Genomic DNA, 14,305 nt, shown 5'->3' on the forward strand with positions numbered 1-14,305 from the left:
TATGTTAGTTCATCAGAATGGACATCTTACGGAGGTATAAACTAACAAATTAGGAGAATTTAAAAATGTCAAAAATACCATCTGTTAACATTAAAGCATTATTAGATGCGGGCGTGCATTTCGGTCACAAGACCTCACGCTGGAATCCTAAAATGGCATCTTATATATATGGTGAACGTGATGATGTTCATATAATCGATTTAAGACAAAGTGTCGCTTTAATGAGCGTTGCTTTGAATGCAATATATGAAACTGTAAAAAAAGACGGTAAAATATTATTTGTAAGTACTAAAATACAGGCAAGCGATATTATAGCGGAATATGCCGAAAAATGCGGGCAGTATTACGTAAATCATAGATGGCTTGGTGGTATGCTAACTAACTGGAAAACTATTGCGGGTTCAATAGAAAAGCTAAATAAGTTAGACAAAACCTTAGAAAACGAAGAAGCACTTATGGGTTATACTAAGAAAGAGATACTCAATATGAGCCGTAAGAAAGATAAATTACTTCTATCTCTTGCCGGTATTAGAAATCTTAATTCTAAACCTGATCTTCTAGTAGTTATTGACACTAATAAAGAGCATATCGCAATTAATGAAGCGGTAAAGCTTAATGTTCCTATAGTTGCAGTAGTTGATACTAATTCTAATCCTGATAATGTAGATTATCCTATTCCGGGTAATGATGATTCTATAAGATCAATAAGACTTTATTGTAGTTTATTTGCAGATGCGGCATTACAAGGACTTGAAGAATCAATGAAAGCTTCAGGAGTTGATATGGGTGCTATGCAAGAGCATACAGATAAGGGGTTAACTTCTAAAAATGTTTCTAAATTAAAACAAGCTAAAAAATTCTCTAAAACGAAAAATATTGATGAAGAGACAAATACAGAATTTGAGCAAGCATTAAATGATGCCGATGAAAATAAAAATTCTGATAATGCATAAGTGTTGTTGCATGGATCGGATTTCCCATTGTCATCCCGCGACTTGATCGCGGGATCCAGCTTAAAATACTAATATTATTAATATTAGTATTTTAAATTGTTTTTATGGACCCCAGGAGCAAGCCATGGGGTGACACCGGGGTCGTTCTTCGAGCTACAACCCAAGCCAAATATAATAATTAAGGAGAAAGTAAGGTATGAGTGAAATAAATATAAGTGCTGCAGCAGTTAAAGAATTAAGAGAAAAAACCGGTGCAGGTATGATGGATTGCAAAAAAGCATTAATAGAAACCAGCGGTAATTTTGAAGAAGCCATTGATTTTCTTCGTAAGAAAGGTTTAGCTGCTGCTGCAAAGAAAGCCGGACGCATTGCTTCTGAAGGTTTAACGGCTGCAAAAGTTGATGGGCTTACCGGAGTGGTAATTGAAGTAAATTCCGAAACGGATTTTGTTGCTAGAAATGAGCAGTTTCAGGATCTAGTTAAGGATATTGCAAATCTTGCAGTAATTGCAAAAACTATAGACACGCTAAAAACATTTAAAATGCAAAGCGGTAAATCAGTTGAAGAAGAAATTATAGAAAATATCGCTACAATCGGTGAAAATTTAACATTACGTCGTATGGATATATTAGAGATATCTGAAGGAGCAATCGGTTCGTACGTGCATAATGAAGTTGTACCGAATTTAGGAAAAATTTCCGTATTAGTAGGTCTTGCGTCTAACGCAAAAGATAAAGCAAAACTAGAAGCGTTAGCTAAACAAATTGCTGTTCATGTAGCAGGAAATAACCCGCAAAGTATAGATGATTCAAGCTTGGATCAAGCACTCGTAGAGCGTGAGAGAAAAGTATTTTTTGAAAAATCTAAAGAAGAAGGAAAGCCTGATAATATTATAGCAAAAATGGTAGAAGGTAGAATACGTAAATTCTTCTCGGAAGTTGTATTACTTCAGCAAAATTTCTTATTTGAACCTAAACTTACCGTTGCGGAAGTAATTAAAAATGCTGAAAAAGAACTCGGTGCAGAAATTAAAATTGCCAAATTTATTAGATACGAACTTGGTGAAGGTATAGAACACGAAGAAAAAAACTTTGCCGATGAAGTAGCTGCCATTACGCAAGGTTAATGGGCTTGTTTCATAGCTTCAATGTCATTCCCGCGTGGATACCAAATCGTCATTGTGAGCATGCGTTGTTGTGCAGACACAATTCTATCCTGTCATCCCGCGACTTGATCGCGGGATCCAGTAAAAATATAAAAACACCTAATACTAGTTATTTTTATGAATACCGTGGTCAAACCACAGTATGACACCGAATACGTTTTTCTATCCACGCAATAATACCTTCCCGTGGTCAATTGAACTAGGTGACAGTAAAAAACTCGTGAATACTCACTCACACCTTTTCAAAGCAAACAAAGGCGAATTTAGGATAAGTGCTTATTCTAAACTCGTATTTATAATATCTCTCTAACTACAAAACTATCTATTAATAAATAATTTTCGGTTTTTTACTTTATAATAAAAGATTTATATTGACTTAATCATAGAAAATCTTACATTAATATAGTATGTGCTGGTTATGCATGTTATAAAGCAGTAGAAGGGGCAGTAAAAGTTACCGTCACAGGAAGTAAAATTATAGAAAACGCCTATAAGATAGGAAGTGGACAAATAGCAGTACTCGGTACTGATGCTGAAAGTAAAATAACTTATATAACAAAGTATCCTTCGTCTCGAGGTAATACGAGTACTCCCACTCAGTCGATGACAACTAATCGTGTAGATCCTTTAGAGCAAACTTCCCCTAATACTCCTACCTCTAAAAGAGAAAAGGCTAAAATATACGGAAAAAAACTGGTAGATAGTGCAAAGATTGGAGCTAAAACCCTTTCAAACGCTTATAAAGTGACAATCGGTACAATAGAAGTCGTCGGTCCAGGAAGTGATTTTTAACAGCACCGGTAAGGAAAAATTTATATTTTCTGAACCTACTAAGCTTAAAGTTGTTCAAAAAGAATTTAAAACCGAAAACGGTTATAAGTGCGGTATTGTGTTGGAAGAGACAATTGAAGCTTCCTTAACATTAAGATTAAATAACAAGCGTATAGTTAAGATTAAAGAATTTAGAAGCATGATTGTCCCTGATACTACAGAAGATACAGGAGAAACTTTTGATATTTCGCTAATTTTAAAATATTCTGATGGGGCAAATATGCCTAAAGCAGATCCTGCTTTTTTAAAGATACATTACGGTAGAGACGGAAAATTAAATAAGTTATCGTTGCCAAACCCACCTATAATTTTTCATAACCAATGGTATCCGGCCTTAACCGTTTATAAAGGTGAATTATGTTCTTTGCCTATAAATAGTGGGTATTATAGGTATTTGAATAAGAAAATACTAGAAAATAACGGAAGTATAGAAATCAGTCACGTAGATCCTGAATTTACTATAGAGCTTTTAGGAGAATAAGAGTTTTTAGTTAAATTCTATCAAAGAAACTTCGTAATTACGTTTAAATATTCATCTAGGACTTTTTGGTTGTCCTTAATAAACTTTAAAGCATTTTCGCGGTAAGCTGTAAGTTCTAGAGCATTATTAGACCTGAGTAGATATGTTAGTTTAGTTAGTAAATCTTCACCGTTTTTGATTTGGATAGCTGCTTCATTTTGCAGTACGCCTTTAGCGATATCGGTGTTTTTGCTCATATCGGGACCGAATATAATACAATTAGAGAAATAGGCTGCTTCTAAAATATTATGCCCGCCTTGTTTAAAAGAACCGCCGATAAAAGAAATTGTAGCTACAGAAAAAAATAGTCCCATTTCGCCGAACCTATCAACTATATAAAGATCATCGCTTAAAACAGGTAAATCATTTTGCGACTTAGCGGTAGCGGATAAATTATGTGACTTACAATTATCGATAATTGATTTAACTCGCTCAGGATGTCTTGGAATTAAGATAATATAGCAGTCTAAAAACTGCTCTTTTAGGTTTTTGATTATAGGCAAAATCACCTCTTCATCTTCGGGGTGAGTGCTGGCAAATAGCACGACTCGCTTATTGTCTAAATGTAAGCTTAATTTTGATAACTCTTCTTGATTAACCGGAAGTTTTTCGTTGGCAAATTTAATATTGCCTAAATTCACTGCATCTGATACGCCAAGTTCATTGAATTTTTGTAAGTCACGTTCGCTTTGCACGATAATTTTACTGCAATTTTTGAGAATAAGCTGAAAAAAGCTTTTTCTTTGTAGCCAAGCTTTAAACGATTTATCGGAAATACGAGCATTAACTAGTAGTAATTTACACTGCTTTGCTCCCTCATTAATAGTACACGGCCATAATTCCGATTCTATAAAAATGCCTAAATCAGGTTGCCAATTTCTTAAAAATTTTCGAGTAAAAATAATATTATCTATCGGTAAAAATTGGTGAACTGCTATTTTAGGTAATTTGGCAGTTAATATTTTAGCGGAGCTGTTAGTCCAAGAGGTTACTAGAAAACGAACGTCAGGATAGCGTTTACTTATATTATGTATTAATGTTAAAGCTACCATAGACTCGCCAATGCTTGCTGCATTAATCCATATCAGCCTTCGTGCATCACTTGCTTCTAAAGGTAATTTATACGTTGATCCTAACCCTTCATCCTCACGTATTAGTGTATACGCTGTGGTTCGCAGTGAAGTGTCTCCTTTAAATTCCTCTTTATTAGCGGACGTTTGCATGAAGTCTAATGAATCGTCTTGTCTGTGTTTGCCAATAGCAAAACGCTCTTGGATGCGTCTTATATCTTCTTTACCTATTAATAAACGTATAAGAATTATGATAAAATAAACAGGTAATAATATAAAGCTTAAAGCATAATATAATAACATCATTTCTTTAAACTTTCTGTTAAGCTTGCTAATTGTTTTTCAAGGCTTATATGGTTTTGTATTTTATCATTTGTGAGTTCTAAAGGCGAGCCAACTATGATTTTAATGGTACCAAACGGTAGGGGTATTATTAATTTATCCCAACTTTTTAATCTGAAACATCTAGAAGTGGAGCTGACTATAGTAATAAGTTTTGTGTTATATCTATAGGCAATTTCGGTAATACCGCTATTTACTTTATATACCGGTCCTTTAGGACCGTCCGGCGTGACTATTATATTTGCACCTTGAGATAACTTACCTATAATATTACGTAAAGCTCCAATTGGATTTTTATTAGTAGAACCTACTATCACTCTGCAACCGAATTTTCCTACTAGATCGTTTAAAATTTTTCCGTCTAAATGCGGTGATATTAAAGCATAGATATTTCTATGTCCTATAAACATAGACGGACTTAAGGCAAGCATATTATGCCAAAATGCAAAGATTACCCCTTGTTCGTTTAGGAATTTTTCCTTATTGCCGTTATCGTAAAATATAAATTTCTGCTTTGAAGTAAAGTAAACAAAACGCAAATACCAATATAGTAAAGTAGTAATTATACTAAGTACGTATTTATTTTTTTTTAAAATTTTTTAAAAACTTTCCGCATTATTTTTTTGTTGGTTTAGGTGGCTTTTTAACTTTTCCGTCATTGCGAGGAAATTACGAAGTAAGTGACGAAGCAATCTCAGGATATTTGACGAAATTGTCACGCAGCCTATGGCTGCTCGCAATGACGATTTGGTATCCATGCAAAGCCTTAAGCAGGAATGACATCAATTGTTCTCTCAATTCTAATACAAGCTTTTTCTAGCTCTTCCATAGAAGTAGCATAAGAGATTCTAAAATATCCCTCTAAGCCGAAAGCGATACCAGGTACTACGGCAACTTTTGCTTCTTCAAGTAAATATTCGGCAAAATCATTACTATTTGCAATAATTGTTCCTGATTTAGTTTTATGCCCAAATATTTTATCGCATTTAACAAATAAGTAAAACGCCCCTTCCGGCTTATAGCATTCAAAATATTTTACTCTTTTCAAAATTGATAAAGCAAGATCACGCTTTTTTTGACAATTTAAAGCATTAGGCTTTATATAATCTTGAGGACCGTTTAATGCTTCAATAGCAGCCATTTGACTTATTGAACAAGGGTTTGAAGTACTTTGCGACTGAATAATAGTCATTGCTTTAATCAAAGTTTTAGAGCCTGCACCGTAGCCTATACGCCAACCCGTCATAGAATAAGCTTTAGATACTCCGTTTACGGTAAATATTCTCTTTTTTAAATCAGGTGCTATTTGGGCTAATGTATAAAATTTAAAATCATCAAAAGTAATATGCTCGTAAATATCATCGGACATTACGTTTACATGTGAATATTTTCTTAAAACTTTAGCAATATTTTCTAGTTCTTCAAAATTATAGCTTGCACCTGTTGGATTACTAGGTGAGTTAATAATAAGCCACTTAGTTTTATCCGTAATTGAACGTTCTAAAGCTTCTGCACTTAATTTAAAGTTATTTTCAATTCCGCAATTTACAAAAACAGGTGTTCCTGTGCTAAGTGCAACCATATCAGGATATGAAACCCAATAGGGTGCTGGAATAATTACCTCATCCCCTTGGTCTAAAGATGCCATAAACAAATTATATATAACTTGTTTACCGCCGGTGCTTACTATTATTTCATCAAGTTCGTAATCTATATTATTTTCACGTTTGAATTTGTCTTTTATTGCTTGCTTTAAAAGAGGCATACCCTCAACGTTAGTATATTTAGTAAAGCCGTCTTTAATCGCTTTAATCGCCGCTTCCTTAATATTGTCAGGCGTATCAAAATCAGGCTCACCGGCACCGAGTGTGATAATATCAACTCCCGCTTTTTTAAGTTCAAGAGTTTTTTTAACGACTACAAGGGTCGGCGACGGTTTTATAGAACTTAGCCTCGTAGAAATAATTGACATAATTTGAGTCCGTATTAAATGAAAGTTACAATTATATATTATAATTTGTTTAGTATTGACAGAATATATTAGTCTATGTTCGTGGTTAATTCTACGTGACCATAAACCTGATAATATATGTTTTAAAGATTCGGACTTACCTATACCTGTAACCGGTGCTTCTTGGATATTTTTTAATATCGTATTTTTTCCAATACGCTAAATCCTCCGCTGCTTCTAGTGTCTACTCAATCTCAATCATCTAAATTAACTTTAGCAAACTCTCCGCTTTTTGCTTGTTCGATAGATTTTTTTATTCGATTCGCATTAGCCCCAGATTAGATAATAAATATAATGTTTCTTTTGTAGATTCATATTCTTCTTCGGTTAAAAGAATAATATTCTTATGATTCTTTCTTTTAATTAAGATAAGGGACATGATCGTTTTCTACGGTATTTAGTACAGAGCTTAAGTTTTTTCTAAATGAAGTGCCGCTAATTGAGTTCATGAGCTACCTACTGATTGATGTACATATAATAACATGTACATCCTAGCTTCAATACCATTAATTCACAAGTAAAATTATTATTTTATTTAAAAATTTATCAAGATATGCTTTATTATAGTAAGTAATATTAATTTAGTAATTAAACTATGCTCGGTAAAATAAAAGACAAAATCAAACATTATTGCTTAACTATAATAATAAATGTACCGAATTTTATTAAGAATAAAATTTTAGAATTTAAAAATTATATAAGTGATTGTAAATATAAATTCTCTCATTTAACCGAAACTAATTATCAACTTGGACTCGATCATTTATATAGAGGTAATTTAAATGATGCATTACTTAGGTTTAAACTAGTCGATAAATTTTTTAATCCTAATGATTCTAAAGTATATTCTCAACTCGGATGGGTTTATTTTTTAAAAAATAATTACAGGCAAGCTATAGAATATTTAGAAAAATCTAATGAAAAATATAAACCTATATTTATAAATTTTTTGAAAAATTATAAGGATATTACTGAAATACCTCAAGAAATTTGTGGAAAATATCGTGATTTAACTGCACAATATTATCCTACTATTTTTAATAACGATAAAAATATCCATCTTCCGTATAGGTTTGTTAATGAAGCACTTAAGCAGATATCTGATTTACCGGATAATTACTCTATTTTGGAACTGGGAAGTAATATAGGGCTTGTAGGTTATGAAATACAAAAACGTTTTCCGGAACGTTTGACTTTAACCGGTGTAGAAGTTTCTGCTTTAATGAGTAAGTTACAAGCAACATATTACCCGAACACTAAAATTTACGATCAAATATATAATATTGCTATCGATGAATTTTTAAAACAAAACTCTAATAAATTTGATATTATTTTTAGTTTTTGCGGATTATCGTTTACTAACAATTTAATAGAATATTTTAATTTAATATACTCATCTCTTAATAAACAAGGGTATTTTGCCCTTTGTTTACCGAATGCGACGAAGACACAATTTTCAGTAAAACGCAAAGAATTTATTTTTAACTTGAATGAAATAAATAATTTTTTACAAAAAAATAATTTTACTATATTAACTTCGGAAGAAATAATACTAGCGGAAAACAATAAATATAGTATTATTGTTTGTAAGAAAACAGCATAAATCAATGAGAATATTAATTATATTATCCATTATTTTATGTTCATTATCGATAAGAGCTGATCTTGAATATGTTGATAATGAAATATATAACTATAATGGTGGAAGCAATGAAAACGGTTGCGTGGAAGTTTATGATCCATATGAAAAATTTAACCGTAAAGTGTTTGCATTTAATTCTGTGTTAGATTATATAATATTGCGTCCTTTAGCGATAGGTTATAAGAACATCACGAATGATTACGTAAAAGCACGCGTTAATAGTTTCGTCAGTAATGTCGATACACCGCTTACGGCGGTAAATTACGGGCTTCAGTTAAATTACGATAAAACTATGAAAAGCGTTTGGCGGTTTCTCATTAACACGACGCTTGGCATAGGCGGTTTATTTGACGTGGCAGGTAAAGTAGGTTTGCCGTCTGATCGTCAAACTTTCGGTAGTACCCTCGCACATTATGGAGTTGCCCCAGGTCCTTATTTAGTATTGCCAATAATCGGTAGTACTAACGCAAGAGATATGACGGATTCGGTAATTACTAATTATGCTCTTAATCCATTAATGTACTACACTCATAATGATTTTGACTTAGGAGTACTAGCAGTTAGTAAAATAAACGATCGATATGTTGTATTACCGTTTAGTGATTATGTGATGAAGAATTCTACTGATCCTTATGTGGCTATTAGATCAGCATTACATCGTGTTCGTGAAGCATCGGTTCAATATCCTGAAAATTTTAAATGTCCTAAACTCAAGAATTAATGAAATTAAAGAGGATTATATGCAAAAAATTATTACAGGTTTATTTTTATTAGTTATGACGTTTTACGCTTATTCTAATGAAAAAGTGCCTGCCGGTTTGAACAGTTACGTTACTAATTTAGTAAATGAAGCTTCTAGTATATTAAACGATAGTAAGTTATCTGAGCGAGTAAAAATTGCTAAAGCACGTGAGTTAATGTCTCAGAACCTAGATTTTGATTGGATGGCTAAATATACATTAGGCAGAAATGGGATAAAAACTTTATCAGGTGGGCAGGTTCAGGAATTCATCAAAGTTTACTCTAAATATGTTACTAAATCTTATACTGATTTAATAAAAGATTATAAAGGCAAACAGCCTAAAATAGTAGGAGTTCGTCCTTTAAGCTCAACCGATTTTATGGTTGCTATGAATATCATTAGTAATAAAGAGCAAGATCCTATTAAAGTAGAATATCTTGTACGTGAAATGAAAGGAAACGGAAAAGACGTTTTTAAAGTTTCTGATATAATTACGGAAGGTGTAAGTCTTATTGGAGCTCAACAAGACGAGTTTACTGATACTTTAAAAAATCAAGGCTTTAAGGCACTAATACAAAAATTAGAAAGTCGTTCTTAAGCTTATTTCACTTTCATCTTAAATCGTCATTGTGAGTAGGTATTGTTGCGTAGACACCTCGTCGTCATTGCGAGGAAATTGCGTAGCAATTGACGAAGCAATCTCAGGAGTTTGTTATTATTGCATGAGATTGCCACGCAGTCTACGACTGCTCGCAATGACGATTAGATATCCACGCAACAAAGCCCGCTCGCTAATAGCGTTAAACAACATAAATCACTCACATGAAAATCTTAGCAGGCAAGTAGTAATAAGTTATTTGCAACGCGTTTAGCTATAGCATTAAATATTAAATATATTGAGCCGAAAATTACCTATTTCAATGATTCCGAAATAAAAGTAGAAATTCAAAAATCGTTTCATAATGAAGATATAATCATAGTACAATCCACATCAAAATCCGTTAATGATCGCTTAATTGAGTTGTTTTTGCTAGTAGATGCAGCAAAAAAAGCGGGAGCACAAATCGAATAATTTTAGTAATGCCTTATTTTGGTTATGCAAGGCAAGATAATATAAATTCTCAAAATATAATTCCTGCTAAGTTAATAGCAGATTTTTTAGAGAAGCTCGGAGTAAACCATGTAATTACTATTGATTTACACTCCGATAAAATAGAAAAATTTTTTAATATTCCTGTTTCTAATCTTGAACCTATAAATTTATATATCCCGTTTTCAAGCACTTATAGCAATTTCGCTATAGTTACACCTGATAAAGGAAGTATCAATCGAGTTCAAAAAATTAGTAATTTACTAAATATAGATTCAGCTTATATAAACAAAGAAAGGGATATAAATAATAATTGCGAGACAATCACAAGTAGTGTAGAGGGCAAAAATTGCATATTAATTGATGATATTATAGATAGTGGAGAAACAATCGTAAAAGCAGCGAGATTTTTAAAAGAACATTCGGCTTTATCGGTTAGTGCTTTTATAACTCATGCAGTGTTTTCTGCCGGCCGGTTCTAAAAATTCGATAATAGACCTCTTGGAGAACGAAACTAATAAAGAGGAATTTGTAGGAAACACGGAACGCAGCACCGCAGCGTACACTTTAGTACGTGAGGATGTGAGTACTGGATTGACGTACAAATTACCTTTAGAAGCAAGTTATGCAAGAGGTCTAATAGACAATATTTTTATCACGGATACTAGAAACAAGTGACTTATCTACAAAATTTCATATAATACCCGTATTGTCTATCATCGTAAAAGAGTTAATAAATATACTATGAGCTTGTGTACTGTAGAAATAAATCTATCTACAATAAAAAATAATTACCTTTTATTACAAGATATTTGCAAAACCTCATTAGTCGGTGCTGCCGTTAAAGCTAACGGTTACGGTCTTGGAGCAGTACAAATTTCTAAAGCTTTAATAGAAGAAAATTGTAGGCATTTTTTTGTGGCCTCAAGTGAAGAAGGAGTGAATTTACGCAACGCTTTAGGATTAGATGTTAATATTTTAGTTCTTAACGGCGTTTTTGAACATGATGCTTTAGAGCTGATAGAATATAATTTAACACCTGTCCTAAATAACTTAAAACAAATAGAAATTTGGCAAAAATTTAGTAATTTGAAAAACCGATTATTGCCTTGTTATTTACATTTCAATACGGGGATTAATCGTCTTGGCTTAAGCTCTAATGAGATAGAGCAGCTCATTAATGATCGTGATTTGTTAAAAGGTCTAGATTTACAATATATTATAAGCCATCTAGCTATATCCGAGGAAATAGATAATCCTTATAATCTAGAACAATTAAACAGATTTAAAGCTTATTTACAATATTTCCCAAACGTCAAAGCAAGCCTTGCTAATTCCGGCGGCATATTTTTAGGACAGGATTACCATTTTGATTTAGCAAGACCAGGGGCAGCCTTATATGGTCTTAATCCCTTAACAAAGAATCCCGTAACCTTAAAAGCTCCTATAATTCACTTACAGAATTTGACACTAGATAGCCATATCGGTTATAATATGACTTTTACAACTAAGCGTGATAGTGTCATTGCAACGTTACCGCTTGGTTATGCCGATGGGTTTAGTCGTAATTTTAGCAATCAAGGCGAAGTATTTATTAACAGTCGCAGCGTTCCTATAGTAGGGCGAGTATCGATGGATTTAATAAATATCGATGTTACCGATCTACCACCATCCGAGATTTTTCTAGGGCAGGAAGCGGAAATTATCGGAAATTATTGCACGCCCGATAAAATAGCGAGTATTATAGGTACTATCGGGTATGAGGTATTAACTAACCTTGGTAGTAGATATAAAAGAAAGTATATCGGGTAGATATCTGTGTCATATCATGGCTTGACCACAGTATCCAGAAAAAAATTAAAAAAGACTGGATCCCGCGATCAAGTCGCGGGATGACATTAGAGGTTACTGGATTCCTGCTTGTGCAGAAATGACATAGCGTACTTAAATTAAATAGAAAAAATACAAATGTTATTCAATATAGCTAATTCGGTCGGTAAACGTACTGTAAAGTTTGCACAAAGTGTAGGTAGTTTTTCTCTATTTAGCTTTGCTGCCGTTAGCAGTATCATAAGACCGCCTTTATATTTGAGTTTAATTATCAGACAATTATTATTTATCGGGTTTCACTCGCTTCCGGTTGTTGCGATGACGACTTTTTTCTCAGGGGCGGTACTTGCATTACAGAGCTATATCGGTTTTTCCCGTTTCTCAGCTGAAAGCTCTATTGCAACGGTAGTAGTATTGTCGCTGACTAGAGAGCTTGGACCTGTCTTAGCTGGACTAATGGTAGCGGGAAGAGTTGGGGCATCAATCGCCGCCGAAATAGCCACAATGAGAGTAACGGAGCAGATAGATGCTTTATATACTTTATCTACCGATCCTATTAAATATTTAGTTTTTCCAAGAGTAATAACAGCTATTATTACAATGCCTTGTCTTGTTTTAATCGGGGATATAATTGGTGTTATGGGCGGTTATTTGGTAGGGGTATATAAACTTGATTTTAATAGTGCAGCTTATTTAACCAGTACTTTTCAGTATTTAGAACCGATTGACGTAATTTCCGGTCTTGTTAAAGCGGGAGTTTTTGGGTTTATTATTTCTATAATAAGTTGCTATAGCGGCTATTATTCAGGTAAAGGGGCTAAGGGAGTTGGAAGAGCAACTACCTCGGCAGTAGTGAATTCTTCTATCCTTATCTTAATCAGTAATTATTTAATAACCGAATTATTTTTTAAAGTATAGGTATACTCGTTTGATTTGAAAAATTGGTTTTGTTGTTTTATATTTTTTGATCCTCACGTACGTTTATGTACGCTGCGGTCAAAAAATATAAAACGCCTAGCTCTTTTCCAAATTAAACGAGTATAAAGTTTTTTTGTTTATTTGGAGTATGCATGAGTGTAGAAGAATTTAAAATTAAAATTCGGTCATTATATAAATCATTTGCTAATCATAAGGTGTTAGACGGAATAGATTTGGATGTAAAAAAGGGTAGTTCATTGGTGATTTTAGGTGGTTCTGGTAGTGGCAAATCAGTTCTAATTAAAAATATAGTAGGATTGATTAAACCTGATAAAGGTAAAATTTTTATTGATAATGTAGAAATCCAAGATATCTCAAGTAAACAAAAATTTGAGATTATGGATGGTATAGGTTTTTTATTCCAAGGCGGAGCATTATTTGACTCCTTAAATATACGTGATAATATTACTTTCGAGACTAAAAAATTATCTAGGAAAGAAAAAAACGACCTTGCCGGTGCAAAGCTTAATGCCGTTGGTTTATCTCCTAGAATACTCGAGCTTTACCCTGCCGAATTATCGGGAGGAATGCAAAAAAGAGTAGCCCTTGCTAGGGCTATTTGTAGTACACCGTCGATTTTATTTCTTGATGAACCGACCACAGGGCTTGATCCTATCATGGCAAATGTTATCAACGAATTAATTATAAAAATCCAAGAAGAGTTAGAGGCAACTACGATTACTATAACTCATGATATGATTAGTGCCGCAAAAATAGCTAAAGAAGTAGCTATGATTTATCAAGGAAAAATTAAATGGTACGGTAGTAAAGATGAAATGCGTAATAGTGATAATCCTTATTTAAAACAATTTATAAATGGATTAACTACTGGGCCTATAGAGGTATAAAATGTTTAAGAACTTATTATGTATAATAATATTTCTAGGTATAAATCTAAATGTTTATGCTATAAATTCTAGCTCTTATACGACAGATGATATAATAAAAATAGTAATTATTCTTGGAATAGTTATTTTAATTTTTAGTCCTGCAAAATTCCGTATAATCGTTATCGGTACTATGTTAGGCTTGTCTTGTGCCTATTTCACGTATAAATACATCGTACCTATCTTTATTTCTTTACTAAATGGACCATAAAGATAAATATTGCTATTAGTGACGCCCCACATC

The 14,305-nt window shown here is 33.0% G+C and carries 17 protein-coding genes and 2 pseudogenes; 14 read left to right on the forward strand and 5 right to left on the reverse strand.

The window, feature by feature from the left end; translation table 11 throughout:
• The first annotated feature begins 65 nt into the window (after nt 1–65).
• From rpsB to ACSFFC_RS03045, 4 genes are all read left to right on the forward strand, one after another.
• Nucleotides 66–953, forward strand: coding sequence for a 30S ribosomal protein S2 (rpsB, locus tag ACSFFC_RS03030; protein ID WP_004996764.1), 888 nt, complete (start codon nt 66–68; stop codon nt 951–953).
• Between the two features lie 196 nt (nt 954–1,149).
• A complete protein-coding gene (tsf, locus tag ACSFFC_RS03035; RefSeq protein WP_004996761.1) occupies nt 1,150–2,079 on the forward strand; it encodes a translation elongation factor Ts in 930 nt (309 codons plus the stop codon).
• A gap of 642 nt (nt 2,080–2,721) precedes the next feature.
• On the forward strand, nt 2,722–2,910 hold the full coding sequence (locus ACSFFC_RS03040) for a hypothetical protein (RefSeq protein ID WP_010976795.1): 189 nt from the start codon (nt 2,722–2,724) through the stop codon (nt 2,908–2,910).
• On the forward strand, nt 2,900–3,430 hold the full coding sequence (locus tag ACSFFC_RS03045; protein ID WP_041472186.1) for a Sca4 family protein: 531 nt from the start codon (nt 2,900–2,902) through the stop codon (nt 3,428–3,430). Before ACSFFC_RS03040 ends, ACSFFC_RS03045 begins: the two co-directional genes overlap by 11 nt.
• A 20-nt stretch (nt 3,431–3,450) precedes the next feature.
• Here ACSFFC_RS03045 and waaA read toward each other — a convergent pair whose 3' ends face one another.
• From waaA to ACSFFC_RS03070, 5 genes and pseudogenes are all read right to left on the reverse strand, one after another.
• Complete coding sequence (gene waaA, locus ACSFFC_RS03050) at nt 3,451–4,845, reverse strand: lipid IV(A) 3-deoxy-D-manno-octulosonic acid transferase (protein WP_014410338.1); 1,395 nt, start codon at nt 4,843–4,845, stop codon at nt 3,451–3,453.
• A pseudogene (locus tag ACSFFC_RS03055) lies at nt 4,842–5,497 on the reverse strand (lysophospholipid acyltransferase family protein). The gene waaA and the pseudogene ACSFFC_RS03055 overlap by 4 nt, the downstream one beginning before the upstream one ends.
• Before the next feature lie 150 nt (nt 5,498–5,647).
• Nucleotides 5,648–6,853, reverse strand: a complete 1,206-nt coding sequence (locus ACSFFC_RS03060) for a pyridoxal phosphate-dependent aminotransferase (protein ID WP_014410340.1) — start codon at nt 6,851–6,853, stop codon at nt 5,648–5,650.
• A 78-nt stretch (nt 6,854–6,931) separates the two neighbouring features.
• Nucleotides 6,932–7,048: pseudogene (locus ACSFFC_RS03065) on the reverse strand (type II toxin-antitoxin system YoeB family toxin); the annotation flags it as partial.
• A gap of 97 nt (nt 7,049–7,145) precedes the next feature.
• Nucleotides 7,146–7,271 (reverse strand): type II toxin-antitoxin system Phd/YefM family antitoxin, encoded by a 126-nt coding sequence (locus tag ACSFFC_RS03070; protein ID WP_279624976.1) that lies wholly within the window; start codon nt 7,269–7,271, stop codon nt 7,146–7,148.
• 216 nt (nt 7,272–7,487) lie between these two features.
• On the opposite strand from ACSFFC_RS03070, the gene ACSFFC_RS03075 reads away from it, so the two are divergent.
• From ACSFFC_RS03075 to ACSFFC_RS03120, 10 genes are all read left to right on the forward strand, one after another.
• Complete coding sequence (locus tag ACSFFC_RS03075) at nt 7,488–8,495, forward strand: methyltransferase domain-containing protein (RefSeq protein ID WP_014410341.1); 1,008 nt, start codon at nt 7,488–7,490, stop codon at nt 8,493–8,495.
• A 4-nt stretch (nt 8,496–8,499) separates the two neighbouring features.
• On the forward strand, nt 8,500–9,255 hold the full coding sequence (locus tag ACSFFC_RS03080; RefSeq protein WP_014410342.1) for an MlaA family lipoprotein: 756 nt from the start codon (nt 8,500–8,502) through the stop codon (nt 9,253–9,255).
• A 19-nt stretch (nt 9,256–9,274) separates the two neighbouring features.
• Nucleotides 9,275–9,874, forward strand: a complete 600-nt coding sequence (locus ACSFFC_RS03085; RefSeq protein ID WP_004996745.1) for an MlaC/ttg2D family ABC transporter substrate-binding protein — start codon at nt 9,275–9,277, stop codon at nt 9,872–9,874.
• Nucleotides 9,875–10,171: 297 nt separating this feature from the next.
• Entirely contained in the window at nt 10,172–10,348 is a 177-nt protein-coding gene (locus ACSFFC_RS03090) for a ribose-phosphate pyrophosphokinase-like domain-containing protein (RefSeq protein WP_231567163.1), read from the forward strand.
• 8 nt (nt 10,349–10,356) lie between these two features.
• Nucleotides 10,357–10,848, forward strand: coding sequence for a ribose-phosphate diphosphokinase (gene prs / locus ACSFFC_RS03095; protein WP_014410343.1), 492 nt, complete (start codon nt 10,357–10,359; stop codon nt 10,846–10,848).
• The gene (locus ACSFFC_RS03100) at nt 10,820–11,044 is read left to right on the forward strand and encodes a palindromic element RPE1 domain-containing protein (protein WP_014410344.1); all 225 of its coding nucleotides are present in this window, start codon (nt 10,820–10,822) and stop codon (nt 11,042–11,044) included. The genes prs and ACSFFC_RS03100 overlap by 29 nt, the downstream gene beginning before the upstream one ends.
• Before the next feature lie 66 nt (nt 11,045–11,110).
• On the forward strand, nt 11,111–12,178 hold the full coding sequence (locus ACSFFC_RS03105) for an alanine racemase (RefSeq protein WP_014410345.1): 1,068 nt from the start codon (nt 11,111–11,113) through the stop codon (nt 12,176–12,178).
• Between the two features lie 156 nt (nt 12,179–12,334).
• Nucleotides 12,335–13,114 carry an MlaE family ABC transporter permease gene (locus ACSFFC_RS03110; protein WP_004996740.1) on the forward strand — a complete coding sequence of 260 codons (780 nt, stop codon included), beginning with the start codon at nt 12,335–12,337 and terminating at the stop codon, nt 13,112–13,114.
• Between the two features lie 152 nt (nt 13,115–13,266).
• A complete protein-coding gene (locus ACSFFC_RS03115; protein ID WP_014410346.1) occupies nt 13,267–14,022 on the forward strand; it encodes an ABC transporter ATP-binding protein in 756 nt (251 codons plus the stop codon).
• 1 nt (nt 14,023) lies between these two features.
• Nucleotides 14,024–14,272 carry a DUF5510 family protein gene (locus ACSFFC_RS03120; RefSeq protein ID WP_004996738.1) on the forward strand — a complete coding sequence of 83 codons (249 nt, stop codon included), beginning with the start codon at nt 14,024–14,026 and terminating at the stop codon, nt 14,270–14,272.
• Nucleotides 14,273–14,305 lie beyond the last annotated feature (33 nt).

It is taken from the genome of Rickettsia parkeri, from assembly GCF_051427245.1.
Taxonomy (GTDB): Bacteria; Pseudomonadota; Alphaproteobacteria; order Rickettsiales; family Rickettsiaceae; genus Rickettsia; species Rickettsia rickettsii.

Excerpts from the sequence above, each read along its gene's own strand:
- ACSFFC_RS03040 (WP_010976795.1), top strand. The coding sequence starts at position 2,722 with ATGACAACTAATCGTGTAGATCCTTTAGAGCAAACTTCCCCTAATACT.
- ACSFFC_RS03110 (WP_004996740.1), top strand. The coding sequence starts at position 12,335 with ATGTTATTCAATATAGCTAATTCGGTCGGTAAACGTACTGTAAAGTTT.
- ACSFFC_RS03100 (WP_014410344.1), top strand. The coding sequence starts at position 10,820 with ATGCAGTGTTTTCTGCCGGCCGGTTCTAAAAATTCGATAATAGACCTC.
- ACSFFC_RS03060 (WP_014410340.1), bottom strand. The coding sequence starts at position 6,853 with ATGTCAATTATTTCTACGAGGCTAAGTTCTATAAAACCGTCGCCGACC.
- tsf (WP_004996761.1), top strand. The coding sequence starts at position 1,150 with ATGAGTGAAATAAATATAAGTGCTGCAGCAGTTAAAGAATTAAGAGAA.
- ACSFFC_RS03085 (WP_004996745.1), top strand. The coding sequence starts at position 9,275 with ATGCAAAAAATTATTACAGGTTTATTTTTATTAGTTATGACGTTTTAC.
- ACSFFC_RS03115 (WP_014410346.1), top strand. The coding sequence starts at position 13,267 with ATGAGTGTAGAAGAATTTAAAATTAAAATTCGGTCATTATATAAATCA.
- ACSFFC_RS03075 (WP_014410341.1), top strand. The coding sequence starts at position 7,488 with ATGCTCGGTAAAATAAAAGACAAAATCAAACATTATTGCTTAACTATA.
- ACSFFC_RS03070 (WP_279624976.1), bottom strand. The coding sequence starts at position 7,271 with ATGTCCCTTATCTTAATTAAAAGAAAGAATCATAAGAATATTATTCTT.
- ACSFFC_RS03080 (WP_014410342.1), top strand. The coding sequence starts at position 8,500 with ATGAGAATATTAATTATATTATCCATTATTTTATGTTCATTATCGATA.
- ACSFFC_RS03120 (WP_004996738.1), top strand. The coding sequence starts at position 14,024 with ATGTTTAAGAACTTATTATGTATAATAATATTTCTAGGTATAAATCTA.
- prs (WP_014410343.1), top strand. The coding sequence starts at position 10,357 with ATGCCTTATTTTGGTTATGCAAGGCAAGATAATATAAATTCTCAAAAT.
- waaA (WP_014410338.1), bottom strand. The coding sequence starts at position 4,845 with ATGATGTTATTATATTATGCTTTAAGCTTTATATTATTACCTGTTTAT.
- ACSFFC_RS03105 (WP_014410345.1), top strand. The coding sequence starts at position 11,111 with ATGAGCTTGTGTACTGTAGAAATAAATCTATCTACAATAAAAAATAAT.
- rpsB (WP_004996764.1), top strand. The coding sequence starts at position 66 with ATGTCAAAAATACCATCTGTTAACATTAAAGCATTATTAGATGCGGGC.